This is a genomic window from Thauera sp. ZXT1-4 (genome assembly GCF_052598215.2).
In genome coordinates this window covers 124,496-149,379 of sequence record NZ_JBQWSN020000006.1, presented here as the reverse complement: position 1 = coordinate 149,379, position 24,884 = coordinate 124,496, and the positions used below count along the sequence as shown (strand labels likewise).

General features: G+C 66.6%; 25 protein-coding genes. 16 read left to right on the top strand and 9 right to left on the bottom strand.

Annotation, left to right across the window (positions count from 1 at the left end; all coding sequences use genetic code 11):
* Positions 1–5 precede the first annotated feature (5 nt).
* The 4 genes from hpf to ilvA all read left to right on the top strand — a co-directional run bounded on the left by hpf (position 6) and on the right by ilvA (position 3,609).
* A complete protein-coding gene (gene hpf / locus ACUH78_RS07300) occupies positions 6–329 on the top strand; it encodes a ribosome hibernation-promoting factor, HPF/YfiA family (RefSeq protein WP_418363806.1) in 324 nt (107 codons plus the stop codon).
* A 140-nt stretch (positions 330–469) separates the two neighbouring features.
* Positions 470–955, top strand: a complete 486-nt coding sequence (gene ptsN, locus ACUH78_RS07295; protein WP_418363807.1) for a PTS IIA-like nitrogen regulatory protein PtsN — start codon at positions 470–472, stop codon at positions 953–955.
* The gene (gene hprK, locus ACUH78_RS07290) at positions 924–1,889 is read left to right on the top strand and encodes an HPr(Ser) kinase/phosphatase (protein ID WP_418363808.1); all 966 of its coding nucleotides are present in this window, start codon (positions 924–926) and stop codon (positions 1,887–1,889) included. The genes ptsN and hprK overlap by 32 nt, the downstream gene beginning before the upstream one ends.
* A gap of 196 nt (positions 1,890–2,085) precedes the next feature.
* Complete coding sequence (gene ilvA / locus ACUH78_RS07285) at positions 2,086–3,609, top strand: threonine ammonia-lyase, biosynthetic (RefSeq protein WP_445333044.1); 1,524 nt, start codon at positions 2,086–2,088, stop codon at positions 3,607–3,609.
* Here ilvA and ACUH78_RS07280 read toward each other — a convergent pair.
* Positions 3,582–4,223 (bottom strand): 5-formyltetrahydrofolate cyclo-ligase, encoded by a 642-nt coding sequence (locus ACUH78_RS07280; RefSeq protein WP_445333045.1) that lies wholly within the window; start codon positions 4,221–4,223, stop codon positions 3,582–3,584. The two genes, ilvA and ACUH78_RS07280, sit on opposite strands and share 28 nt — an antisense overlap.
* Before the next feature lie 63 nt (positions 4,224–4,286).
* Here ACUH78_RS07280 and ACUH78_RS07275 point away from each other — a divergent pair, with 63 nt between their 5' ends.
* The 5 genes from ACUH78_RS07275 to ACUH78_RS07255 are packed head-to-tail and all read left to right on the top strand — an operon-like array spanning position 4,287 to position 9,953.
* Entirely contained in the window at positions 4,287–6,242 is a 1,956-nt protein-coding gene (locus tag ACUH78_RS07275) for a lytic transglycosylase domain-containing protein (RefSeq protein ID WP_445333046.1), read from the top strand.
* A gap of 55 nt (positions 6,243–6,297) precedes the next feature.
* Positions 6,298–7,257, top strand: coding sequence for a complex I NDUFA9 subunit family protein (locus ACUH78_RS07270; protein WP_445333047.1), 960 nt, complete (start codon positions 6,298–6,300; stop codon positions 7,255–7,257).
* A 31-nt stretch (positions 7,258–7,288) separates the two neighbouring features.
* Complete coding sequence (locus ACUH78_RS07265; protein ID WP_445333048.1) at positions 7,289–7,933, top strand: glutathione S-transferase family protein; 645 nt, start codon at positions 7,289–7,291, stop codon at positions 7,931–7,933.
* Positions 7,933–9,153 carry a multifunctional CCA addition/repair protein gene (locus tag ACUH78_RS07260; protein ID WP_445333049.1) on the top strand — a complete coding sequence of 407 codons (1,221 nt, stop codon included), beginning with the start codon at positions 7,933–7,935 and terminating at the stop codon, positions 9,151–9,153. The genes ACUH78_RS07265 and ACUH78_RS07260 overlap by 1 nt, the downstream gene beginning before the upstream one ends.
* The gene (locus ACUH78_RS07255) at positions 9,150–9,953 is read left to right on the top strand and encodes an alpha/beta hydrolase (RefSeq protein WP_418363815.1); all 804 of its coding nucleotides are present in this window, start codon (positions 9,150–9,152) and stop codon (positions 9,951–9,953) included. The genes ACUH78_RS07260 and ACUH78_RS07255 overlap by 4 nt, the downstream gene beginning before the upstream one ends.
* Positions 9,954–9,968: 15 nt before the next feature.
* On the opposite strand, the gene ACUH78_RS07250 is transcribed toward ACUH78_RS07255, so the two are convergent.
* Positions 9,969–11,144: a class I SAM-dependent methyltransferase gene (locus ACUH78_RS07250; RefSeq protein WP_445333050.1), complete on the bottom strand. Its 1,176-nt coding sequence runs from the start codon at positions 11,142–11,144 to the stop codon at positions 9,969–9,971.
* Positions 11,145–11,235: 91 nt separating this feature from the next.
* Here ACUH78_RS07250 and ACUH78_RS07245 point away from each other — a divergent pair, with 91 nt between their 5' ends.
* The 3 genes from ACUH78_RS07245 (at position 11,236) to ACUH78_RS07235 (ending at position 13,975) form a co-directional block, all read left to right on the top strand.
* A complete protein-coding gene (locus ACUH78_RS07245; protein WP_445333051.1) occupies positions 11,236–12,009 on the top strand; it encodes a pteridine reductase in 774 nt (257 codons plus the stop codon).
* Positions 12,010–12,072: 63 nt separating this feature from the next.
* A complete protein-coding gene (ttcA, locus tag ACUH78_RS07240; protein ID WP_418363818.1) occupies positions 12,073–13,014 on the top strand; it encodes a tRNA 2-thiocytidine(32) synthetase TtcA in 942 nt (313 codons plus the stop codon).
* Between the two features lie 100 nt (positions 13,015–13,114).
* Positions 13,115–13,975 carry an FHA domain-containing protein gene (locus ACUH78_RS07235; RefSeq protein ID WP_445333052.1) on the top strand — a complete coding sequence of 287 codons (861 nt, stop codon included), beginning with the start codon at positions 13,115–13,117 and terminating at the stop codon, positions 13,973–13,975.
* Between the two features lie 61 nt (positions 13,976–14,036).
* Here the strand turns inward: ACUH78_RS07235 and ACUH78_RS07230 are convergent, their stop codons facing one another.
* Positions 14,037–14,420, bottom strand: a complete 384-nt coding sequence (locus tag ACUH78_RS07230; RefSeq protein WP_418363820.1) for a PsiF family protein — start codon at positions 14,418–14,420, stop codon at positions 14,037–14,039.
* 119 nt (positions 14,421–14,539) lie between these two features.
* Here ACUH78_RS07230 and ACUH78_RS07225 point away from each other — a divergent pair, with 119 nt between their 5' ends.
* The 3 genes from ACUH78_RS07225 to ACUH78_RS07215 all read left to right on the top strand — a co-directional run bounded on the left by ACUH78_RS07225 (position 14,540) and on the right by ACUH78_RS07215 (position 19,393).
* Positions 14,540–14,938 (top strand): YqaA family protein, encoded by a 399-nt coding sequence (locus tag ACUH78_RS07225; protein WP_445333053.1) that lies wholly within the window; start codon positions 14,540–14,542, stop codon positions 14,936–14,938.
* 67 nt (positions 14,939–15,005) lie between these two features.
* A complete protein-coding gene (locus ACUH78_RS07220) occupies positions 15,006–15,386 on the top strand; it encodes a RidA family protein (protein WP_445333054.1) in 381 nt (126 codons plus the stop codon).
* A gap of 128 nt (positions 15,387–15,514) precedes the next feature.
* Positions 15,515–19,393 carry a DUF3683 domain-containing protein gene (locus ACUH78_RS07215; RefSeq protein WP_445333055.1) on the top strand — a complete coding sequence of 1,293 codons (3,879 nt, stop codon included), beginning with the start codon at positions 15,515–15,517 and terminating at the stop codon, positions 19,391–19,393.
* Between the two features lie 61 nt (positions 19,394–19,454).
* Here the strand turns inward: ACUH78_RS07215 and ACUH78_RS07210 are convergent, their stop codons facing one another.
* The 3 genes from ACUH78_RS07210 to pyrE all read right to left on the bottom strand — a co-directional run bounded on the left by ACUH78_RS07210 (position 19,455) and on the right by pyrE (position 21,627).
* On the bottom strand, positions 19,455–20,237 hold the full coding sequence (locus ACUH78_RS07210) for an NAD-dependent deacylase (RefSeq protein WP_445333056.1): 783 nt from the start codon (positions 20,235–20,237) through the stop codon (positions 19,455–19,457).
* Between the two features lie 81 nt (positions 20,238–20,318).
* Positions 20,319–21,002, bottom strand: a complete 684-nt coding sequence (locus ACUH78_RS07205; protein ID WP_445333057.1) for a hypothetical protein — start codon at positions 21,000–21,002, stop codon at positions 20,319–20,321.
* On the bottom strand, positions 20,983–21,627 hold the full coding sequence (gene pyrE / locus ACUH78_RS07200; RefSeq protein WP_445333058.1) for an orotate phosphoribosyltransferase: 645 nt from the start codon (positions 21,625–21,627) through the stop codon (positions 20,983–20,985). The genes ACUH78_RS07205 and pyrE overlap by 20 nt, the downstream gene beginning before the upstream one ends.
* Before the next feature lie 41 nt (positions 21,628–21,668).
* On the opposite strand from pyrE, the gene ACUH78_RS07195 reads away from it, so the two are divergent.
* On the top strand, positions 21,669–22,451 hold the full coding sequence (locus tag ACUH78_RS07195) for an exodeoxyribonuclease III (RefSeq protein WP_445333059.1): 783 nt from the start codon (positions 21,669–21,671) through the stop codon (positions 22,449–22,451).
* A gap of 68 nt (positions 22,452–22,519) precedes the next feature.
* Here the strand turns inward: ACUH78_RS07195 and ACUH78_RS07190 are convergent, their stop codons facing one another.
* The 3 genes from ACUH78_RS07190 to ACUH78_RS07180 are packed head-to-tail and all read right to left on the bottom strand — an operon-like array spanning position 22,520 to position 24,858.
* Positions 22,520–23,185 carry a hypothetical protein gene (locus tag ACUH78_RS07190; RefSeq protein WP_445333060.1) on the bottom strand — a complete coding sequence of 222 codons (666 nt, stop codon included), beginning with the start codon at positions 23,183–23,185 and terminating at the stop codon, positions 22,520–22,522.
* Positions 23,186–23,233: 48 nt separating this feature from the next.
* Positions 23,234–24,070 carry a formylglycine-generating enzyme family protein gene (locus tag ACUH78_RS07185; RefSeq protein WP_418363829.1) on the bottom strand — a complete coding sequence of 279 codons (837 nt, stop codon included), beginning with the start codon at positions 24,068–24,070 and terminating at the stop codon, positions 23,234–23,236.
* Between the two features lie 29 nt (positions 24,071–24,099).
* Positions 24,100–24,858 (bottom strand): class I SAM-dependent methyltransferase, encoded by a 759-nt coding sequence (locus ACUH78_RS07180; RefSeq protein ID WP_445333061.1) that lies wholly within the window; start codon positions 24,856–24,858, stop codon positions 24,100–24,102.
* Positions 24,859–24,884 lie beyond the last annotated feature (26 nt).

The following is a 24,884-nucleotide window of genomic DNA, read 5'->3' as shown; positions in this document are numbered from 1 at the left end:
TCACCATGAATCTCAACATCACCGGGCATCATGTCGAAGTTACCCCGGCCATCCGCGACTACGTCACCTCCAAGCTCGATCGCGTCATCCGCCACTTCGACAACGTCACCAGCGTTGCGGTAATCCTCTCCGTCGAGAAGCTCAAGCAGAAGGCCGAAGTGACCCTGCACGTGCGCGGCAAGGACATCTTCGTTGAAAGCGACGATGCCGACCTGTACGCCGCCATCGACTCGATGACCGACAAGCTCGACCGCCAGGTGCAGAAATACAAGCAGAAGATGGCCGAGCACAACCACGAGTCGCTGAAGCACCAGACCCCCGAGGACTGAGCCTTTCGTTACAGCCCCATGACCGGGGCGCGGTTGTGGTTATAATGCGCGCGTTTTGACCACGCCTGCGGCGCCCGCCCCGGAACGACAGTCGCCCCGGCGACCTGGAAGACCGGGGCGTCGTGTTTGCACACCTGCGAATGAGCCTGATATCCCAACTCCTGCCACTTCCCAATGTGGTGGTCGACCTCGACGCCAGCAGCAAGAAGCGCGTCTTCGAGCAGGCCGGCCTGCTTTTCGAGAACAACCAGGGCATCGGTCGCAGCACCGTTTTCGACAGCCTGTTCACCCGCGAACGCCTGGGCTCCACCGGCCTCGGGCAGGGCATCGCGATCCCGCACGGCCGCATCAAGGGTCTCAAGGATGCAGCGGGCGCCTTCCTGCGCCTGGCCACGCCAGTCCAGTTCGATGCGCCGGACGGTCGCCCGGTCAGCATGCTGTTCGTACTGCTCGTGCCCGAACAGGCCAACGAGACACATCTGCAGTTGCTCTCCGAGCTTGCGCAGATGTTCAGCGATCGCGCATTCCGCGAAGCACTGCTGAATGCGCCGGATGCGGCACACATCCACCAGATGTTCATGAACTGGGGCGCCCATGCGGCAGACCAGCCTGACCCGGCTGTATGAGACCCATCGCGACAGCCTCAGCCTGATCCACGTCAGCGGGCCGCTCGAGGCCCGCCTCAGCGTGGGCGAAGAGCGCATCTGGCCGGCCGATCTGGTCGGCCACCTCAATCTGATCCACCCCACCCGACTGCAGGTGCTCGGCAGCGCCGAACTGGCCTGGGCGCAACGCCACTCCAACGAGAAGGTCGCTCACCATCTCAACGAGATCCTGTCGGCGCACCCGCCAGCCATCATCGTCGCCGACGGCTGCGAGGTGCCCAACATCCTGCACGGCATCTGCGAGGCCCACGACGTAGCGCTGTTCACCGCGCGCCACCCTTCGGCAGGCGTGATCGACCAGCTCCGCCTCTATCTCTCGCGCGAGCTCGCCGAGAAGGTCTCGCTCCATGGCGTGTTCATGGATGTGCTGGGGCTCGGCGTACTGATCACCGGCGACTCCGGGGCCGGCAAATCCGAGCTCGGCCTGGAGCTCATCTCGCGCGGCCACGGCCTCGTCGCGGACGACGTGGTCGAATTCTCGCGCATCGCGCCCACTGTACTCGAGGGGCGAAGCCCCGAGATGCTGCAGGATTTCATCGAGGTACGTGGCCTGGGGCTGCTCGACATCCGCACGATCTTCGGCGAGACCGCCTGCCGCCGCAAGATGCGCCTGCGCCTGATTTGCCACCTCGACCGCCGCCAGCCCGGTCCTGGAGATCCGAGCCGTCTTCCGCTACAGCAGGAGACCCAGGACATTCTCGGCGTGAAGATCGCCCGCGTCGTGCTCCCGGTGGCCGCCGGGCGCAACCTCGCCGTGCTGCTCGAAGCTGCGGTTCGCTCCACCATCCTGCGCCTGCGCGGCATCGACTCCACGCAGGAGTTCATCGAGCGCCAGTCGCGCGCGCTCCGAGCGAGTGAGGACGACATCCGGAGCGCCGGGGGCGGATATCCATGAGCGGCTGCGTGGCACAGGCCAACGGTCCGGCTCGCCTTCACGGTCGTCTTCACCGTTAGTCGCCAACTCCTCGCGCGTCCATACGCGCAAACGCTTGGGCATACCCCTGCCCCGAACGCTTGCCCAGCATGCACTTGCCGCCGGCGGCACGCGACTGTTACGCTCGGCCGCTTTGCAGCAGCGCACCGGCACCGCCATGAACACCCCCAACGATTACCTCGAACGCATCCTCAACGCACGGGTGTACGACGTCGCCGTCGAAACGCCGCTTGAACTCGCGAGCAATCTGTCCGCGCGCGCGCACAACCGCATTTTCCTCAAGCGTGAGGACATGCAGCCGGTATTCAGCTTCAAGATCCGCGGCGCCTACAACAAGATGGCGAACCTCTCGCCGCAGGCGCTGAAACGTGGCGTGATCTGCGCTTCGGCCGGCAACCACGCGCAAGGCGTGGCACTCTCTGCCGCCCGGCTCGGTGTACGCGCCGTGATCGTGATGCCCAGCACGACACCACAGATCAAGGTGGACGCCGTCCGGGCACGCGGCGGCGAGGTCGTTCTGGCCGGTGAATCCTATTCCGACGCCTACGCACACGCGAAGGAACTCGAGAAGTCCGAGCGGCTCACTTTCGTCCATCCGTTCGACGACCCCGACGTGATCGCAGGCCAAGGCACCATCGGCATGGAGATCCTGCGCGCGCACTCCCAGCCGATCCATGCGGTCTTCTGTGCAATCGGCGGCGGCGGGCTGATCGCGGGGGTGGCGGCCTACATCAAGCGCCTGCGCCCGGAAACCCGGATCATCGGGGTCGAAACCGTAGACGCGAACGCGATGGCAGTCTCGCTTGCCGCCGGCCAACCGGTGGAACTCGATCAGGTCGGGATCTTCGCCGACGGCACGGCCGTGCGCCGGGTGGGCAACGAAACCTTCCGCCTGTGCCAGCAGTACGTGGACGAGGTCATCCTGGTCGACAACGACGCGATCTGCGCCGCGATCAAGGACGTGTTCGAGGACACGCGCGCCATCCTCGAGCCCTCGGGCGCACTTGCCATCGCCGGAGCGAAGGAGTACGCCCGCCAGCACAAGTTGCGCGACAAGAGTCTGGTCGCGGTCGCCTCGGGCGCGAACATGAACTTCGACCGCCTGCGCTTCGTCGCCGAGCGCGCCGAGCTTGGTGAACAACGTGAAGCCGTGCTTGCGGTGACCATTCCGGAGAAGCCCGGCTCGTTCAGGAAGTTCATCAGCGTGCTCGGCAACCGCAACATCACCGAATTCAACTACCGCTACGCCGACACGCAGCAGGCGCACATCTTCGTCGGCGTCACCGTGCACAACCGCAACGAGGTCGCACGCCTGGTCGAAATGCTCGCGCGTCATGAACTGCCCGCGATCGACCTCACCGACGACGAACTCGCCAAGAGCCACGTGCGCTACATGGTGGGCGGGCGAGCGCCCCAGGCGGAAAACGAGGTGGTGTACCGCTTCGTGTTCCCGGAGCGCCCCGGCGCGCTGATGAATTTCCTGTCCACCCTTCGCTCGGACTGGAACATCTCCCTGTTTCACTATCGTAACCATGGCTCCGACTTCGGTCGCGTGCTGGTCGGCATGCAGGTACCGCCGCAGGACAAGGCCGCCTTCGACGACTTCCTGCAGCGCCTGGGTTACGACTTTGCGCCGGAAAGCGAGAACCCAGCCTACCGCATGTTCCTGTCGGCCAGCTGATTCCGGGGGCGTGCCTCGAACGCACCCGCCTCCGTCACCAGCCACTGCATGGGGCGGTCGTGCGGCTGCGGAAAGGTGTCCGGCACACGCCCGGCCTCGAAACCCACTCCGACCGCCACCGTGCGCATCACCGCGAGCGTGCGGTCGAAATACCCCCCGCCATAGCCGATCCGGTAGCCGTGATCGTCAAAGGCGTTGAGCGGGACCAGCACCAGTTCCGGCTGCACCTCGACACCATCGGCGGGGTGCGGAATACCGTGACGATCGAGCGGCATCGGCACGCCGGGCGTCCATGCACGGAACGTCATGGGCGCATGGCGCTCCAACACCACCGGAAGCGACGCGACCCGCCCCGGCCGCGCTGCCAGCCAGCCCTGCACCCAGTCACGCAGATCCGGCTCAGCGCGATAGGGCCAGCAGAAACCTAGGGTATCGGGCTGCAGGCGTGCGACGAGTTCGTCAAGGTGCCGGGCGATACGCAGGGTAAGCTGCGCCCGGCGCTCTGCAGGCATCGCCTGCCGGTGCGTGAGCGCGCGTTCACGCAGGCGCTTGCGCAGTGCCGCCTCGTGGGCGTCGCCCTGCCCGTCGGGGATGGGGGGGTGCTCGTGGGTCATGCCGCAAACCAGAAGATTCGTACTGCAGGATTCATCGGGGAAATGCAGCCGCCCCGGAAGAACATGAAAAAGACGTCTTTCACCACCCGCTTCTTCACAAGCCTGCTGACCGCAGGCCTGATCCATGCCACCAGCGCGCACGCGCAGGCGGTGGCGCCCGCAGGGGACGAACGTATCGTCGCCGCTCGCGAGGCCCTGCGCAAGGGCGACCGCGAGCAACTCTCGCAGTTGGCCGCGGTGCGCGATCCGCACGTGCTCGACGCCTATCCGCGTTACTGGCACCTGGTGCACCTGCTTGCCCGGCCGGAACTTCCGCCGCAGGCCGAACTGGAGGCATTCCTCGCGCGCGAGGCCGGCACGGTGCTTGCGGACAGACTGCGGGCAGACTGGCTGAAACGGCTGGCCAAGGAGGGCGACTGGCAGGGCTTCCTGCAGCGCTACGACGGGCTGGTGAACGCCGACGACGCGTTGCACTGCAGCGCATGGACGGCACGGCTGATGAGCGGCGACACCAGCGTGCCCGGCGAGGTCGCGCAGCAGTGGCATGAACGCCTCACGGCCCACGACGCCTGCGCCCCCGCACTGCGCAGCGCCACCAGCAGCGGCGCGGTGGATGAGGACGGCGTGTGGTGGCGCATCCGCCGCCAGATCGACTCGCGCACCCCCGAGGCCGCCTTCGCCAGCCTCGCCCTGCTTCCCACCGGACGGGCGCCTGCCCACGCTGCCCTCGACCAGGCTGTGCGCTCGCCCGCCCCCTGGCTGGATCGCCTGCCGCCCAACTTCGCGGTCACGCGCGCCGGCCGCGAAGTGGCACTCGCCGCGCTGGTGCGTCTGGCCCGCGAGGATGTAAGCGCAGCGCAGACACGCCTGCTGCGCATCCAGGACCGCCTCAGCGCGGAGGAGAGGAACTACATCCACGTGGTGATGGGCCTGCATGCCGCGCAAAGCCGGCTACCCGAGGCGGTCGACTTCTTCACCGCTGCCGGTGACGTCACCACAACGCCCGAGCAGCGCGCCTGGCGCGTGCGCGCCGCATTGCGCGTGCAGGACTGGCGCCGCGTACGCGCAAGCATCGAGGCCCTCCCCGCGCAGGAGCGCGAGCGCCCCGAATGGATCTACTGGCTGGGCCGGGCCCATGCCGCGCGCGGCGAGCGCGAGGCCGCTGAGGCGCTCTTCCAGCGCATCGCCGGAGAACCCGACTTCTACGGCATGCTTGCCAGCGAGGCGCTCGGCCAAGCCTTCCTGCCGCCACCGGCCAGCCCGCCGTTGCCGCGCGCCGCGCTGGAGGCCGCAGAGCGCGACCCGGGGTTGCAGCGGGCGCTGGCCCTCTACCGCCTCGATCTGCGCACCGAGGCCGTACGCGAGTGGATCTGGGCCGTGCGCGACCGCGACGAGTTCTTCCGCCTGGCTGCCGCGCACCTGGCCTTGCGCAACGAGCTCTACGATCGCGCCATCAACACCGCCGAACTCGCCAATCCGCGCAGCCACTTCGAGCTGCGCTTCCTGACCCCCTACCGTGAGGTTGTAGAGCCGCAGGTGCGCGCACAGGGGCTGGATCTGGCGTGGGTATATGGGCTGATGCGCCAGGAGAGCCGCTTCGTCGTCCCCGCACGCTCCAGTGCGGGCGCCCAGGGGCTGATGCAGGTCATGCCGGCCACGGGTAAGTGGGTCGCGGGCAAGATCGGCCTGAACGGCTACCATCCACGCATGCTCAACGATCCCCACACCAACGTCCTGCTCGGCACCAGCTACATGCGTCTGATTCTGGAAGGATTGGATAGCCACCCGGTGCTGGCGAGCGCGGGGTACAACGCAGGGCCGGGGCGCGCGCGGCGTTGGCGCGACAGCGGCCCGCTCGAGGGCGCGATCTACGCCGAGACCATCCCATTCGACGAAACCCGCGATTATGTCAAGAAAGTGCTCGCAAACGCGGTGATCTATGCCGCAATGATGGAAAAACGGCCACAATCGCTCACGGCGCGCCTGGGGACCATCGCGCCCGCGCCCGCCAGCGAGTAAGCTCCAGCCCTGCGGCATCGCCGCATCAATAACGAGAAACCCTCCGAGTCGAACCATGAATCCGAAACGCGTCGTCCTCATCGGCGGCTCCGGCTTTATCGGTAGCGCCATTGCCAACCGCCTGTGCGAAGCAGGCGTAAAGGTCATCCTTCCTACCCGCCGCCGCAGCCGTGCCGGTCATGTGCTGCTGCTGCCCAACGCCGAGGTGGTCGAAGCCGACGTGCACGACCCCACAACCCTTTCCGCACTGGTGGCTGGCGCAGACGCCGTGGTCAACACGGTCGGCGTGCTGCACTCGCGCCCCGGCACGCCCTTCGGCCCGGACTTCGCGCGTGCGCACGTCGAGCTGCCGCAGAAGATCGTGGCGGCCTGTCGCGCCGCACGCGTGCCGCGCCTGGTGCACATCAGCGCGCTCGGCGCGGACTCGGGCGGCCCCTCCGAATACCAGCGCTCCAAGGCTGCGGGCGAAACCGCCATCCGCACCTCGACACCCGAGACCGAGTGGACCGTCCTGCGCCCCTCGGTGGTCTTCGGTCGCGGGGACAGCTTCCTCAACCTGTTCGCGGACCTGGTGCGCATGTTCCCGGCAATCCCCCTCGCCGGCGCCAGCGTCCGCTTCCAACCGGTTTACGTGGAAGATGTGGCCGAAGCCGTCTGGCAGAGCCTGGTCCGTCCCGACGCCACCGGCAAGACCTTCGATCTCGCCGGCCCCACCGTCTATACCCTGCGCCAGCTGGTCGAGTACGTGTCCGAACTCACGGTCGGCAAGCGCCGCAAGGTGATCCCGCTGCCCGAGAACATCGCGATGATGCAGGCGCGCCTGATGGAACTCGCCCCCCAGCCGCTGATGAGCCGCGACAACGTGCGGTCGATGCGGGTGGACAACGTCGCCCACGGCGATCACTTGCCCTACGGCCTTGCGGCCACCCCACTCGAGGCGGTGGCACCCGGCTGGCTGGGCGATGCCGGGCCGCGCGCCTTCTACTACCCGTTCCGCCGCCACGCGCGGCGCTGAAATTCCACCCACACCAGCCCCGGAGCCCGCGATGAAGCTCATCATCGGCAACAAAAACTACTCGTCCTGGTCCCTGCGCGCATGGTTGGCCGCGCGCGAGGGCGGCTTCAACTTCGAGGAGATCCGCATCCCGCTGTTCATCCCCGGCAGCCGCGAACGCATCCTGTCGCACTCGCCTTCGGGCAAGGTGCCCTGCCTGAACGACCATGGCTTCAAGGTATGGGACTCCCTCGCCATCGGCGAATACCTCGCCGAGAAGAATCCTGCGCTGTTGCCCGAGGACGCTGCCGCGCGCGCCATCGCCCGCGCGGTGACCGCGGAGATGCACGCTGGCTTCCAGAATCTGCGCAGCCGCATGCCGATGAACGTGCGCAAGGACTACACCGGCTTCGGCCACAGCCCCGAAGTGGATGCCGACATTGCGCGCATCATCGCAATCTGGACCGACTGCCGGGCACGCTTCGGCAACGACGGCCCCTATCTGTTCGGCCGCTTCAGCCTCGCCGACGCAGCCTTCGCCCCGGTCGCCTTCCGCTTCCAGACCTATGGCGTGAAGCCCGAGGGCGAGGCCGGTCAGTACCTCGCCACCCTGCTGGCCAATCCGCACATGCAGGACTGGGCCGTAGCTGCGCGCGCCGAGACCGAGTCCATCCCGGAAGAGGATCTTTACGGCTGATGCAGGCATATGTCGTTGGCGGGGCGGTGCGCGACGCCCTGCTGGGGCTGCCGGTCAAGGATCGCGACTGGGTCGTGGTCGGCAGCACCCCCGAGGAAATGATCGCACGCGGGTTCCGCCCGGTCGGGCGCGACTTTCCGGTCTTTCTGCACCCACGAACGAATGAGGAATACGCGCTCGCACGCACCGAGCGCAAGTCGGGCCATGGATACACCGGCTTCGTCTGCCACGCCTCCCCCGAGGTCACGCTGGAGGACGACCTGCTCCGCCGCGACCTTACCATCAACGCAATCGCACGCGCGGAAGACGGCACGCTGATCGACCCCTGCGGTGGCCAGCGCGATCTCGCTGCACGCGTGTTCCGTCACGTCTCCCCCGCCTTCGCCGAAGACCCGCTGCGAATCCTGCGGGTGGCACGCTTCGCCGCACGCTTTACCGCCTTCGATGTCGCCCCCGAAACCATGGCGTTGATGCGGCACATGGTCGACGCCGGTGAGGTGGACCACCTGGTCCCCGAGCGCGTGTGGCAGGAATTCGCCCGCGGGCTGATGGAGGAGCGGCCCTCGCGCATGATCCGTGTACTGCGCGACTGCGGCGCGCTCGCCGCGATCCTGCCCGAACTCGATCGGCTTTTCGGTGTGCCCCAGCCCGAGAAGCACCACCCCGAGATCGACAGCGGCGAACATGTGCTGCTCGTCGTCGACGCTGCGGCCAGGGGGGAGCAACCGCTACCCGTGCGCTGGGCCTGTCTGCTCCACGACCTGGGCAAGGCCGACACACCGGCCCATGTTCTCCCCCACCACTATGGCCACGAGGCGGCGAGTGCCCGACGCGCCCGCGAGGTCTCCACCCGCCTGAAGGCGCCCGCCGAATGCCGCGAGCTCGCCGAGATGGTGGCGCGCGAACACGGCATCCTCGCGCTCGCCGAGGCGCTGCGCCCCGAAACCATGGTGAAGCTGATCGAGCGCTGCGACGGGCTGCGACGCCCGGAGCGCTTCGAGCTCATGCTCCAGGCCGCAGCCTGCGATCATGCCGGTCGCGGCGGAGAAGATCGCGGCATCTGGCGACCTTTGTCACACTGGCGCACAGCGCTGAGCGCCGTACGCAACGTCGACGCCGCTACAATCGTCGCAAGCTGTCCCGACAAGAAAGACATTCCGCACGCACTGCACGCCGCACGTGTGGCAGCCGTGAAGGCGCGGAACAAGGATCCCCAATGAACAACACCCGCTTCGGCGAACTCGAGGTGCTGTGTCACGCACCCGAACGACCGACACACGACCATCCCCTGCTCTTCGTGCACGGCGCCTATGTCTCGGCCTGGTGCTGGGAAGAGCACTTCCTGCCCTGGTTCGCACGTCAAGGCTGGGCTGCCTATGCGGTTTCGCTGTCCGGACACGGCAGGAGCCGTAGCCGAGAACTGCTGGACACCTATTCCATCGACGACTACGTGCGCGACGTCGCCGAAGTTGCAGCCAGCCTGCCCGCCCCGCCAATCCTGGTCGGACACTCGATGGGAGGTCTGGTGGTACAGAAGTACCTCGAGCAGCACGACGCTCCGGCCGTGGTGCTGATGTCCTCGGTGCCGCCTCAGGGCCTGATGAGCTCGGCGGTGGGGCTGATGTTCAAGCGCCCCAACCTGCTGTCGGACCTCAACCGGATCATGGCGGGCAACGAGGTAGACATCGAGAGCCTGCGCGAAGCACTGTTCCACCAGCCGGTCGCAGCCGACCAGCTGCAGCGCTACTACCGTCTCAGTCAGCCCGAGTCCCACCGCGCGATCTGGGACATGTCGCTATTCAACCTGCCGCAGCCGGCGCGCATGCACCGCCCACCGATGCTGATCCTGGGTGCCGAGCACGACGCCCTGATCCCGCCCGACCAGGTGCACATGACCGCGCTGACCTATGCGCGTCAGGCGGAGATCTTCCCCAACGTCGGCCACGGCATGATGCTCGAGCACGACTGGGAACTGGTCGCGATGCGCATCGCAGCCTGGCTGGAGGAGCGCACGCTCTGAGCCCTGGAAGGCGGCTCACAGGGTGTGCAGCCGGTCTCCGCGCGCAAAGCCCAGCAGCGGCGTATCGATTCCGCGCGACAGCGCCAGCACCTTGAACAGTTCGCCCATCTCCTGCGGCGTGGTCAGGCGCTGCACCGCGCGCGCGGCGCGGATGTAGTCCGCACTTTCCTGCGGGCCACGGCGGGCGAGGCAGTCGAGCACGCCGCAGTTGAAGAGGAACTGTGCCTGCGTGGTATAGCCCTGCACATCCAGGCCGGCAGCAAAGCCCGCCTCCGCCACCGCAGTGAAATCCACGAACGCGGTGATGTCGTTCAGCCCCGGCCACAGGAAGGGGTCGCCATGGGCGTGGTGGCGGTAATAGCAGAGCAGGGTGCCGCTCGCGCGCGAGGGCAGGTAGTACTCGGCGCGCGGATAGCCGTAATCGATCAGGATCATGGCGCCACGCACCAGACGCTGGGCCCACGCGCTGACCCACGCGCCCCCCGCGAGGTTCAGCTCAGTCACGTATTCACCCTGTTGCGGCGCGGGCAGCGCGAGAGCGCCTGCCGCCTCGGCGACTGCACCCTGCGCCGGCGTGTCAGCCCAGCACAGGCGTCGGACGCCCGCATCATCCTGGGCCATGACGACCCCGCGCTCGAACAGCCCATCGGCGCGCGAAACGATCAGATGCACCGGCATCACGTCCAGCACCTCGTTCGCCACCACCACGCCGCAGAAGGTGTCGGGCAACGCGTCCAGCCAGTGCACGCGACCCGCCAGATGGGGCGCCTTCGCAGCAAGGGTGTCGAACTGGCGCGCGCGCAACTCCCCCGAAAGCTCGAGGATGCCGTAGCGCTCCGGCGCACGGCCGCGGTGTTCGAGTTCGAGCAGCAGGTCGGCGGCGAGCAGGCCGGTGCCGGCGCCGACCTCGATCACCTCTGCCTCGCTCGCGCACATCACCTGCTCCACCTGGGCCGCAAGCGCCTGACCAAAAAGGGGCGTAAGCTCAGGGGCAGTGATGAAATCGCCACCAGGACCGAACTTTCGCGCGCCGCCGCTGTAATAACCGAGACCGGGCGCATAGAGCGCGAGCTCCATGTAGCGCGAGAACGAAATCCAGCCGCCGGCCGTCTCGATCTCGGCCTCGATGCGTTCGAGCAGGCGCGCGCTCTGCATGAGCGCATCGGCGGAGGGCTGGGGCAATGCAGACATGGTCGGGCGATCCAGGGTCGAAGAAAGCCGGAGATTGTACCGGCAGCTTCCCGGGCGCAGCCGACCGAGCGAACCACATCAGGGCAAGCGCATGAACGACACGCAGCACTCCTCCCCCTCCGGCCCCACGCACGCACCGCGGATCCTCGTCACCGGCGCGGCACGCCGTGTGGGCGCGGAAATCGCACGTTGCCTGCACGCAGCGGGCGCGCGCGTAGTCCTGCACTATCGCAGCAGCGCCGGCGAGGCCGAGGCGCTCGCAGCCTCGCTCAACGCGCTCCGGGCCGACTCGGCCTTCACCGTCCGCGGCGACCTCGCCCGCTTCGGCGCCGCCGAGGATATCGCTGCCCAGGTGCTGGCACGCGGCGAAGGGCTGGACGGCCTGGTGAACAACGCATCAAGCTTCTTCCCGACGCCGATCGGCGGCATCGACCGCGCGGCGTGGGACGAGCTCGTGGGCTCCAACCTCATGGGGCCGCTGTTCCTGTCTCAGGCCCTGGCGCCCGCCTTGCGCCGCGCCGGAGGCGCCATCGTAAACATCGTGGATATTCACGCCGACTGGCCGCTCACCGGCTATACGGTCTATAACGTTGCCAAGGGGGGGCTCGCCACGCTCACCCGATCGCTGGCCGTCGAGCTCGCGCCCGAGGTCCGCGTCAATGGCGTGGCGCCGGGGCCGATCGACTGGCCGGAAGACGGGCAGTTTCCCCCCGAGGAGCGCGAACGGATCATCGCACACACCCTGCTCAAGCGCGTGGGATCGCCTGCCGACATTGCGCGCACGGTACGATTTCTGATGCTCGACGCCCCTTACGTCACCGGGCAGATCATCGCAGTCGACGGGGGGCGCAGCGTGCATTTGTGATCGGGTAGCGCACCGTGCTTTCTGGGATAATCCCGCATTGACTTCCAGACAGGCCCTTGCACCGTGACTGCCGCTTACGCCCCCGCAGAGAACCGACCCGCCCCCGACAACACCGGCGACGAACGTTTTTCCAACACCTTTCTGCGCCTGAAGAAGAAGCTCGAGCGCGGGGTCGGCGAGGCGATCGGCGACTTCAACATGATCGGCGACGGCGACACCGTGATGGTGTGCGTTTCCGGCGGCAAGGACTCCTACACCCTGCTGTCCTGCCTGCTCGCACTGCGTGAGCGGGCCCCGGTCGACTTCCGCATCGTGGCGATGAACCTCGACCAGAAGCAGCCCGGCTTCCCCGACCATGTGCTCCCGGCCTACTTTGAATCGATCGGGGTCGAGTATCGCATCGTCACCGAAGACACCTATTCGATCGTCAAGGACAAGATTCCCGAGGGCAAGACCACTTGCTCGCTGTGCTCGCGCCTGCGCCGCGGCATCATCTACCGTACGGCGAAGGAGCTTGGTGCCACCCGCATCGCGCTCGGGCACCATCGCGACGACATGCTCGAGACCCTGTTCCTGAACATGTTCTTCGGCGGCAAGATCAAGGCCATGCCCCCGAAGCTCGTGAGTGACGACGGCAACCACGTGGTGATCCGCCCGCTCGCCTACTGCACCGAAGCCGAGATCGCGCGCTTCGCACGCACGATGGATTTCCCCATCATCCCTTGCAACCTGTGCGGCTCGCAGGAGAACGCGCAGCGCAAGCAGATCAAGAACATGCTCCAGGGTTGGGCACGGGACTACCCGGGGCGCATCGAGTCGCTCGCCACCGCACTGAAGAACGTCGTGCCTTCCCACCTCGCCGATCGGCGTCTGTTCGACTTCGTCGGGCTGACGCAGCAGACGATCGTCGAGGAGGGAGACACCGCGTTCGACCCGCCAGAGCTGCCTGTCGCGCCACAGTCCGCAACGATCAGCCTGCTCCGGCCGGGCCAGAGCGAGGCGTAGGTTCATGCACGACGCGGCCACCGACGCACACGGAAGCTCCCTTCACAGATCCTGACCCGGCCCGACAGGCCGACGTAACAGAGTGCCGATGTCCGATCGCATGAACATCTGTATCCTTGCCGCCCTGCATGGGGGCGATGAAACGCTCGCGACGCGGGTCGGCGATGATGAAGCCGATCGCGCAGCGGCGCGTTGCGCACATCGGATCGAGCGTGCGATCAGCGCACATGGGGGGCGACTCATCGAGGCCACCCGTGAGCGGACCCTCGCACGCTTCGATGATGCAGACGCGGCCATTCAGGCCGCCGTCGACGCGCTCGACCGCATCCGCAACCTTCCGCCGCTGCGCGGAAGAAAGCACCCCGCTCGCTTGGGCGTGCATGTCGGTGCACTCTCGACCGAAATGGGCAAGCCCAGTGGCGAAGGTGTTGTCCAGGCGCTGCGTATCGCGAATCAATGCGAGGCGGAGCAGGCGCTCGCCTCGGCACAGGCAATTGCACGGCTCGGGAGTGCAGCGCGTCATCTGGTAGCAAGCAGGCCCGTAGCCGGGCTCGACACAAGCCGGTTCGACGTGACGGTGCATGAGATCGGCCATGGCAAAGCAGAAGCCGTCCGCCAACCGCTGGCACAGCGCAATGAACGACTTCAACTGCGACACCGGAACGGCGTCGTCCACGTCGAGGAAATCCGGCCGGTGGTCTTGCTCGGGCGCGAACTTGGCAATGACATCGTAATCGGCGACCCACGTGCTTCGCGACAACACGCCCGCATCGAACGCCGTCATGAGGGCTTCATCCTGTTCGACGAGAGCACGAATGGGACCTATGTTGCCGTGGAAGGACAGGTCGAGCGCCTAGTCCGCCAGGATCGTCTGTTGCTTACGGGCCAAGGCCGGATCGGCTGTGGCTTCGCGTGCGAAGAGGGCGACGAGCGCGAGATCGTATTCTTCGATTTCGAATGAGCGAAAGCCTGTCGGTGCAGCACCTGGCTGCCAAAGGGCACCAGGCGCTTTGCGGACGCGCTCAAACCTTTACGCACTCGGCCATGAAGGCCTTGCGCTCGGCCCCCTTGAGTGAGCGCTCGGTGGCCGTCTGGTTGCAGGCCTTGCGGCGCGTCTTTTCGTCGGGCGCTGCAAGGCTCGCACCCGTCTGTGTCGGCGCTTCGCCCACCGGTGCAAGCGCTTTCTCCCGCTCGCCCGCCTCCTCTTCACCGCCGTTGATCGCATCCTTTTGCCCACGCAGGCAGGTGCTCATGAACGCCTTGCGTGCATCGCCCTTGAGCGCCTGCTCACGTGCCTGCGCGTTGCACTGCCGCATGCGCTCGTGCTGCGGATTGGCCCAGGCCGAATCCGGCACTGCGGCTACCAGGGTCAGCATCAGGCCTGCAACACCAAAGACTCTCTTCATGGCTTCATCCTCCTCGATAGGGTCACGCATGTCGCGTGCATGCATTTTGCATTTTCCACAGCCTCGCAGTCAATTCCATATTCATATCTCTATCGCCACAGTATCCTTGGAGCCCCTCCTTGAGTGAGCTCACGACCCTCTCCACCCTCGCCGTTTCGGCCTTCCTTGCCGCCACGCTCCTGCCGGGTGGTTCGGAGGCGGTGTTCGCGGGCATCGTCGCCTTGCAACCCGGGCTGGCAGCCACAGCGCTGCTGACGGCAACCATCGCCAACACCGCGGGGGGCATGAGCACCTACCTGCTTGGACGACTGCTGCCACGCAAGGAAGTCCCGCCCCGACTGGCGCAGGTGCGCCGATGGGGCAGCGCCAGCCTGCTGCTGTCCTGGGTGCCGCTGATAGGCGACGCCCTGTGCGCGGCCGCTGGCGTTCTACGCCTGAACTGGGTCGCCTGCCTGTGCTGGATGGCACTCGGCAAGGGCCTGCGGTACGCGGCGATCGCATGGCTGCTGGGGGGTTAGCCGCAGCCTGATCAGCGGAGACGGCCTATACTGAGCCGTACCCCTCCACACGCGAGACGCACTTCCCATGTCAGACATCGAACGCCACGGCGTCACCGCCCGCTACGCCGACGCAGTCGTCCATGCCGGAGTCATTCACCTCGTCGAGGTTCCTGCCAGCAGCGGCACCGACATCCGCACCCAGACCAGCGAAGTCCTCGCCAGCATCGAACGCCAGCTGCGCCTGCTCGGGAGCGCGCCGAACCGCATCCTGATGGCCACGATCTACCTCACCGACTTCGCCGACTATGGCGCCATGAACGCCCTCTGGGACGCCTGGATCCCCTCCGGAAGCGCTCCGGCGCGCGCCTGCGTAAAGGTCGCCGGACTAGTCGACCCGGGCTGGCGCATCGAGATCGCGCTCTCCGCCGCGTGCGGCGCAGGACATGCGGGACCCGGGGAGCGATGACCGTCTGACGTCGCGAAACCCGCGCCACGCCTAATCCCTGACGCGCTTAAGGTCTTGTTTTTTGCTGCATGGTGCACTGCGGTTCGTTAGAATGAAACGCTTTCCAGCAGCAGTCCCCGGATAGCCAAATGAGCCAACGCCTGCGAGAGATCCCGTACAACTACACCTCGTTCTCCGATCGCGAGATCGTCATTCGGCTGCTCGGCAATGAAGCCTGGGCGGCGCTGGACGAGCTGCGCGGCGAGCGCGTGACCGGCCGCTCGGCACGCATGCTGTATGAGGTGCTGGGCGACATTTGGGTGGTGCGCCGCAACCCCTACCTCGAGGACGACCTGCTCACCTCGCGCGAACGGCGTGAGGCGCTCATCGGTGCGCTTGACCATCGCCTGAACGAGGTCGAGAAACGCCGTCAGGGCAATGACCTGGTCGCGCTGCTGATCGCGCGCGCCCGCGAGGCCGTCTCCGACTTCGAGCGCTGGTTCGACGACACCGCGCGCCGGCGCAAGATGGTGCTGAAGGCGCTGGCACGGCACACCCGGCGCGACAACATCTGCTTCGACGGCCACGCCCGCGTCTCGCACGTCACCGACGCCACGGACTGGCGGGTCGAATACCCCTTCGTCGTCCTCTACCCCGATACCGAGGAAGAGATGGCACCGCTGGTGCGCGAGTGCATCGCGCTCGGCCTCACCATCATCCCGCGCGGCGGCGGCACCGGCTACACCGGCGGCGCGATCCCGCTCGACGCCAGCTCTGCGGTGATCAACACCGAAAAGCTGCTCGCAATGAGCCCGGTCGAAGCCACCGTGCTGCAAGGCGTGGACGGGCCGATGTCCGCGCCCTACCCCACTATCCGCACCGGCGCCGGCGTGGTCACCGAGCGCGTGTCCGAAGCTGCCAGCCTGGCCGGGCGCGTGTTTGCAGTCGACCCGACCTCGGCCAGCGCCTCCTGCATCGGCGGCAACATCGCCATGAACGCCGGTGGCAAGAAGGCCGTCCTATGGGGCACTGCGCTCGACAACCTGGCGTGGTGGAAGATGGTCACGCCCGACGGCAACTGGCTCGAGGTTGAGCGCCTCGATCACAACTTCGGCAAGATCCACGAGCAGGAGACGGTGCGCTTCCGGCTGCGCCGCTTCGACGGCCTCAGCAACGCACCGCTCGGCGAGGAAGTCATTGCCATGCCAGGCGCCGCCTGTCGCAAGGTCGGGCTGGGCAAGGACGTCACCGACAAGTTCCTCGGCGGTGTGCCGGGCGTGCAGAAGGAAGGCACCGACGGCCTCATCGTCGCCGCGCGCTGGGTGCTGCACAAGATGCCGCCGGTCACGCGCACGGTGTGCCTGGAGTTCTTCGGCCAGGTACGCGAGGCGGTGCCAGCCATCGTCGAGATCACCGACTACTTCAAGCCGGGCGGCGCAGGCCACGCTGCGGGCGTTCAGCTCGCGGGCCTCGAGCACCTCGATGAGCGCTACGTGAAGGCGGTGGGCTATGCCACCAAGGCCAAGCGCCACGGCCGCCCCAAGATGGTGCTGATCGGCGACATCGTCGGCCATGACGAAAACGCAGTCATGCAGGCGGCCTCCGACGTGGTGCGCATGACCAACGCGCGCGGCTCGGAGGGCTTCATCGCCGTGAGCCCCGAACAGCGCAAGCGCTTCTGGCTCGAGCGCAGCCGCACCGCGGCGATCTCGCGCCACACCAACGCCTTCAAGATCAACGAGGATGTGGTCATCCCGCTGCCACGCATGGGGGAATACTGCGACGGCATCGAGCGCATCAACATCGAGCTCTCGCTGCAGAACAAGATCGCACTCTGTGATCGCCTCGCCGAGTTCCTGCAGGGCGAGCTGCCGGTCGATTCCGGCGACGCCGAGGTCGACCGCGAGGAGCTCATCGGCGACCGCCGCCAGGCCGCGCTCGAGCAGGTCGCCGCGGTGCGACGCCGCTGGCAATGGCTGCTCGACAATCTCGACCTGCCGCTGGCCGCAGCCGAAGCGCAGTTCGCTGAACTCGGCATCACGGCCGGCGAGCTCTCCAACCGCACGGCCGACCCGGTCCTGTTCCACCGCCTGCAGGACTATTCGATCCGCGTGTCGTGGAAGACCGAGCTGCGCCCGCAGTTGCGCAACATCTTCGATGGCAACCTGTTCGCGCCGGTGCTCGCGCGCATCCAGGACCTCCACAAGGAAGTCCTGCGCGGGCGCGTCTTTGTCGCCCTGCACATGCACGCCGGCGACGGCAACGTACACACCAACCTCCCGGTCAACTCCGACCACTACGAGATGCTGCAGACCGCCAACCGAACGGTCGACCGCATCATGGCGCTCGCGCGCAGCCTGGACGGCGTGATCTCCGGCGAGCATGGCATCGGCATCACCAAGCTCGACTATCTCACCGACGACGAGATGGCGAACTTCTGGCGTTACAAGGAAAAGGTCGACCCCGAGGGCCGCTTCAACCGCGGCAAGCTCATGCGCGGCGGCGCGTGGAAGGCCAACCTCGAAAACGCCTACACCCCCAGCTTCAACCTGATGGGCCACGAGTCCATCATCATGGAGCAGACCGACGTCGGCGAGATCGCCCACGACATCAAGGACTGCCTGCGCTGCGGCAAGTGCAAGCCGGTGTGCTCCACGCACGTGCCACGCGCCAACCTGCTGTATTCCCCGCGCAACAAGATTCTCTCCACCTCGCTCCTGATCGAAGCCTTCCTGTACGAGGAGCAGACCCGCCGCGGCGTTTCGCTCGCGCACTGGGCAGAGTTCGAGGACGTCGCGGACCACTGCACGATCTGCCACAAGTGCGAGAAGCCCTGTCCGGTGGACATCGACTTCGGCGACGTCACGGTGAAGATGCGCAACCTGCTGCGGAAACAGGGCAAGAAATCCTTCAACCCCGGCAAGGCCGCGGCGATGGCCTTCCTGACCATCAAGGATCCGACCACGATCAAGGCTATCCGCACCGGCATGATCGAGTGGGGCTACAAGGCGCAGCGACTCGGCTACGAGATGGGCCGGAAGTTCGGCCTCATCCAGCCGCAGGTGAAGGCGCCGCCGGCCACGCTCGGCAAGGCGCCGATCAAGGCCCAGGTGATCCACTTCATCAACAAGCCCATGCCGGGCAACCTGCCCAAGAAGACCAGCCGCGCGCTGCTCGATATCGAAGACGACAAGGTCATCCCTGTAATCCGGGACCCGCACAAGGCCAACGGCGAGTCTGAGGCGGTGTTCTACTTCCCCGGCTGCGGCTCGGAGCGCCTGTTCAGCCAGGTCGGCCTCGCGACCCAGGCCATGCTCTACCACGTCGGCGCACAGACCGTGCTGCCGCCGGGCTACCTGTGCTGCGGCTATCCGCAGACGGCTGCCGGCGAGGACGAAAAGGGGCAGAAGATCACCACCGACAACCGCGTCCTCTTCCACCGTGTCGCCAACACACTGAACTACCTCGACATCAAGACCGTGATCGTGTCCTGCGGCACCTGCATGGACCAGTTGCAGAAGTACGAATTCGAGAAGATCTTCCCCGGCTGCCGCCTGCTCGACATCCACGAGTATCTGATGGAAAAGGGCGTCAAGCTCGAGGGCGCGCAGGGCGTGAAGTACATGTACCACGAGCCCTGCCATACCCCGATGAAGGTGCATTCCGGCATCAAGGTGGCCAACACGCTGATGGGTACGCGCGTGGACCTCTCAGACCGGTGCTGCGGCGAATCCGGCACGCTGGCCGTGGCGCGTCCGGACATCTCCACCCAGGTCCGCTTCCGGAAGCAGGAGGAGATCGAGAAGGGCGCCGCAAAACTGCGCGAAGACGATCCGAATGCGAAGATCAAGATGCTCACGTCCTGCCCAAGCTGCCTGCAGGGCATGCATCGCTACGCCGATGACGCCGGCGGCATCGAGCCCGACTACATCGTGGTCGAGCTCGCAAAGCATCTGTTAGGCGAGAACTGGCTGCCGGAATACGTCGCCAAGGCCAACAACGGCGGCATCGAGCGCGTTCTTCTGTAAGCGCATGCGGCCTGCTGGGGTCTTGCAACCCCGCGGGTCCATCACCCCCGTCAGGCTTGTTTCAGTCCTCGGCGGGGTCGCGAGGGTGCATGCGGAACCAGAGTTCGGGCAGCGCGTCGGCTGCGCACATGCGTAGCCGATGTGTTACCAGAGCGCTCACCGGTGTTTCGCCGGGGTTGATCTCCACCGTTGGAACGCCCCGCTGCGCAGCCCACACGACCGGACCGGCAATGTACGGGAAGACGCTGCTCGTCCCCACGGACAGCACGGCATCCAGGCCCTGCGCCAGCAACGCCTCGATCCGCTCCACCGCCCGCGTCGGCAGGGGCTCGCCAAACAACACGACTGCTGGGCGCATGACGCTGCCGCACTGCGGACACTCGGGCGGCAGCGCGAGCCCGGCATAGTCCGGCAGCGTGCGCCCATGGTGGCAGGCCATGCACTGCAGGCGGTGCACGGTGCCATGTATCTCGATGACGTTGTGCGATCCGGCGGCGCGATGCAGCCCGTCCACGTTCTGCGTCAACACGCAGACCATCCGCTTTTCCTGCTCAAGCGCGGCGATCAGACGATGTGCGGCATTGGGCTGCGCGCCGCGGCAGCTGGCCTCGATCTCGGCAATGTAGCGCCAGGCGATCTCGGGCCGCGTGGCCATCATCTCGCCCGACAGCGCCTCTTCAATGGTAAGCCCCTCGCTAGTGAGACGATCGTGGTACAGGCCGCCGATGCCGCGATAGGTCGGCAGCCCGGAGTCCACCGAAATGCCGGCGCCAGTGACGAAGAGGATGCGCTGCGCGCAGGAAAGAAGGGCCGCGACTGCATCCAGCGTCCGGGCTTGGGTCATGCGGGACTCCCTTCGATTGAGGGTTCGACGCCTCTCATCCCCCGCAGCCGGGCGGCGCAGTCCGCTCCCATGCGATGCCGCTCAGCGGCGCTCGAGGATGGCGGCGCGCGCCTCGGGGTTGCCCCCCTCGGTGAGCTCGATGAAGCGGGCACGATGCTCCTCGAAGCGCTCGACCACCGCGCTACGGTCTCGAAGCTTTGCCGAGATCACCGAGGACTGGGCGGCAATCTCACTGTCGAGCAGACGGATGTCGTCTTCCAACCCGGCAGCCACATCGCTCTGGTTGGTGCGCGTTGCCTCATCGATGAGCTGATGCTGGCGGGCGATCAGCTCACTCTCACGCTCGCGCAGCTGACGGATGCTCTGGTCGAGCTCGCGCAGCTCTCGATCGCGGCGGAAATCGAGATCTTCGAGGTTACGGTAGGTTTCGAGCAGGGCCTGGTCCAGGCGCAGCTGGCGCTGGCGCTCGGCCTCATCGACGCGGCGCTGGCGCTCCGCCGCAGCACGCGCCGCGATCTCCTCTCGCGTCAGCGGCGCGGCGACGATACGCCGTACCACCCCGGAGGGGCTCATCTCGCGGTACGCGCGTCCGTAGCACGCCGCCGGCAGGATGTCACCGCACACCGGCTGACCACCAACATCGCAACAGTAGATGCTCTTCGAGGTCGGCTGTGCGACCGCCTGCCCGGACATGGACGAAAGGGCGACCAGAGCGGCGAAAGTGCAGGCCCGTGCGATCTGCACGCTAGCTTGACGAGATTCCATATTGCTCCCGATAGGCTTTCACCACCTCGAGGTTCGCAGCGAGATCAGGACTGTCGGCAAGATAGCCGATGAGATCCTCAAGCGTGGCAACCGCGATCACCGGAATGCCGAAGCTTTCCTTCACTTCCTGCACCGCCGACAGGCTGCCCTTACCACGCTCCATGCGGTCCAGCGCGATCACCACCCCAGCAGGCGTGGCCCCAGCAGCACGGATCAACTCCACCGACTCGCGGACCGAGGTGCCGGCCGAGATCACGTCATCGAGGATCAGCACCCGGCCCTTGAGCGGCGCGCCGATCAGTGTGCCGCCCTCGCCGTGGTCCTTGGCTTCCTTGCGATTGAAGGCGAAGGGCAGATCCACCCCGTCCTCGGCGAGGCGGATCGCAGTGCCGGCCACGAGCGGAATCCCCTTGTACGCCGGCCCGAACAGCATGTCGAAGCCCACGCCCGAGGCGCGGATCGTGCGCGCATAGTAGCCGCACAGTTCGCGGAACGAGGCGCCGTCGTCGAACAGGCCCGCATTGAAGAAGTACGGCGAGTTGCGCCCCGCCTTGGTCACGAAGGCGCCGAAGCGCAGCACACCCTTGCGGCAGGCGAGGGCGATGAAATCCCGGCTAAAATCCACGGCTTTCTGGGCTGCCAAGCAGCTTGAACTGGAGGCTGTCCATGTTACGCATCATCTCCCTCAACCTCAACGGCATCCGTTCTGCCTGCCGCAAGGGCCTGCTCGACTGGCTGCCCGCGCAGCAGGCCGACTTCCTCTGTGTGCAGGAGCTCAAGGCGCAAGCGAACGACCTGGACGAGGCCATGCGCTCGCCGGACGGCATGAAAGGCTGGTTCCACCACGCAGAAAAGAAGGGGTATAGCGGGGTCGGCATCTACAGCCGGCGGGAACCCGACCGCGTAGTCGAGGGCCTGGGCATCGCCGACATCGACGCCGAGGGCCGCTTCCTGCAGCTGGACTTTGGCAAGCTGTCGGTGATCTCGCTCTATCTACCCTCGGGCTCCAGCTCGGAAGAGCGCCAGCAGGTAAAGTTCGACTTCATGGACCGCTTCCTGCCGCACATGGACATGCTCTACCAGAGCGGACAGGAGGTGGTGGTATGCGGCGACTGGAACATCGCCCACCGCGAGGCCGACCTGAGGAACTGGAAGTCGAACCAGAAGAACTCCGGCTTCCTGCCCGAGGAGCGTGCGTGGCTAAGCCGCCTGTTCGACGAGCAGGGCTGGATCGACGTCTATCGCCGCCTGCACCCTGAGGCGACCGACGCCTGCTACACATGGTGGTCGAACCGCGGCCAAGCGTGGGCGAAGAACGTTGGCTGGAGGCTGGACTACCAGATCGCCACGCCAGGGCTGGCCGCAGCCGCACGCAACGCGCAAGTCTATAAGTCGGAGCGCTTCTCGGACCACGCGCCGCTGACGGTCGACTACGACTGGGCGGTCTAGCCTACCGCACCAGCCCCCAACCCGCGCCTCGAGCGCGGACGACCTTTTCGCTCACGCCCTTGCGCCGCTTAGCGCTCCCAGGCGCAACCTTGCAAGGTTTCGCCGGTCCTGAGCCGCAACGAGGCCTTCCAGCCCGTCATCGTACTGCCGTCCTCGAGGCGGCAGATGCCCGGCTCGACCTCCAGGGTCGTACCCGCGCCTCCGATGCGATGGCGCTCGCCGTCGCGTTCGGCCTCGCCGTACAGGACCCGCGACTCAGGCTCGCCGGCGCGGTGGATGAGCAAGGTGCCGCCCCCGACCACCGCCTCCCAGTCGGACTGCAGGCCGACCGCACGCCAGATCTCGGCATGCTCCGTGTCGCCCAGGCATCGCGCCGTCGTGTGAACGAAGTTGATGCCGGAAACCTCGAGCAGGCCGCCACGCTGGACGGCCAGTAGCTCCACATAGAGGTTGCGCCCCGGGGCGAGGCCGAAGTCCTTCAGCGCACCGATCACCGCCTGCTCCGTCGAGACATCCTCCACGTTCAGGTAGCTGCGGTCGCGGCAGGGCGTCATGAAATAGCGCCCTTCATGTGCGAGCATCAGCCCCTTGCCGATCTTCGGCTCGCCCGGTTCCTGCTGCCCCTCGAACACCGGCGGGATGGGCGGGGACGGCAGGATCTGCTGTGCATGGGAGGGCAGCGCCGCGGCAAGACCCAGGCCGAGCGCAAGACCGACGAACTTCTGTGTATTCATGAACATCCACCTTCAAGTGAGACGTCGGCCCGCAGGACGGGCCGGCATTCAATCAGACGCGGCAGCCCCCTGCTCTTCGAGCACGAGGCGGAAGCCGACAAAGTCGAAGCGGGCACTGGGCCGGCAATGCATGTGCCGCTTGCTGCAGCGGGCAAAGGCGCCGGGATGGGACCAACCTCCACCGCGCAACATCCGGGCCGGGCCGGCGGCCTGATAATGCGGATTCTCCGCCGCATGCTGCTCGTAGGCGTCGGCAGCATAGACGTCCGACACCCACTCCCACAGGTTTCCGCTCATGTCGTGCAAGCCCAGTGCATTCGGCGCGAAGGCGCCCACCGCGACACTGCCCTCGCCATGCTCATCCGCATACTCGGCGGTGTTGGCGCCCTCGGGCGGCGCCTCGCCGCCAAACTTCTCGGCCTTGCCGGCGGCGCGGCAGGCATATTCCCACTCGGCCTCGGTCGGCAGGCGGAACACCTTGCCGGGATGGTGCTCGCCGAGTTTGCGGACGAAGGTCTCGATGTCGATCTGGTTGACGCTGTCCACCGGGTGCTGCGGCGAAGTCGCAAAAACGGACAGGTTGTAGTCCATCAGCGACGTCCACTGCGCCTGCGTCACTTCGTGGCGACCGATCCAGTACGCGCTCATGCACACCTTGTGCACCGGCAACTCATTGGTCTCGCCATCGCCGAAGGTGTCGCCCATGTCGAAGCACCCCGCCGGCACGCGCACGAACTCCATGCCGGTGGCCGGCTCGCGCCACACCTCCTGCGCCATCGCGGACGGCAGGCAAGAAATGACGCTTGCAAGCGTGAGCAGCGCGGCACTACCCAGGTTGCGAAACGCGTCACGCGCCCCAGCAATACGATTGCGAACTCTTGCCATGACTCGGCCCCTCCCCTTTCTGCGAACGCTTAGCGCTCTCCCGACCACTGGGGCGGCTTGCGCCCCTGATGGATGCAGGCGATGCCGAGGCTCAGATTGCGCCAACTCACCGACTCCAGGCCAGCCCCTTGCAGCATGGCTGCAAAGCGCTGCTGGTCGGGGAAGTTGCGGATCGATTCGACGAGATACTCGTAGGCGGCCGGATTCTTCGCCACCCAGGCGCCCAGGCGCGGAATGACGTGGAACGAGTACGGGTCATAGAGGTGCCGGAACCACTTGACCGGACGGGAGAACTCCAGGCAGGCGAAGGTGCCGCCCGGCCTGAGGACGCGCACCACCTCGGCAATGGCGGCATCGAGCCGAGTCGTGTTGCGCAGGCCGAAGGACACGGTGAGCGCGTCGATCGAGGCGTCGGCAAAAGGCAGGCACTCGGCCTCGCCCGCGACCCATTCCACACCCTCCGCGTCTTTCCGGGTCCGGCCCTCGCACATCATGGGGATGGAGGGGTCGAGCACGACGACACGGCGGTCGTTCCGGCGTGCGAGCAGCGCCGCCACGTCACCAGTACCGCCCGCCAGGTCCACGAACAACCCCCGCTCCGGCAGGCGAGCCACGAAGCTGCGCTTCCAGGCTCGGTGGATGCCGAAGCTCATCAGATCGTTCATCAGGTCGTACCGGCTCGCCACCCGGTTGAACACGTCCCGGATACGCTGCTTGCGCTCCTGTGCACTGACCTTGTACCGGCCAAAACTGTCGTCGAGCGGAGAGTTGCGGTAATCAGAGCTCATTATTCTTGGGTCCGGGGCCGAGCCAG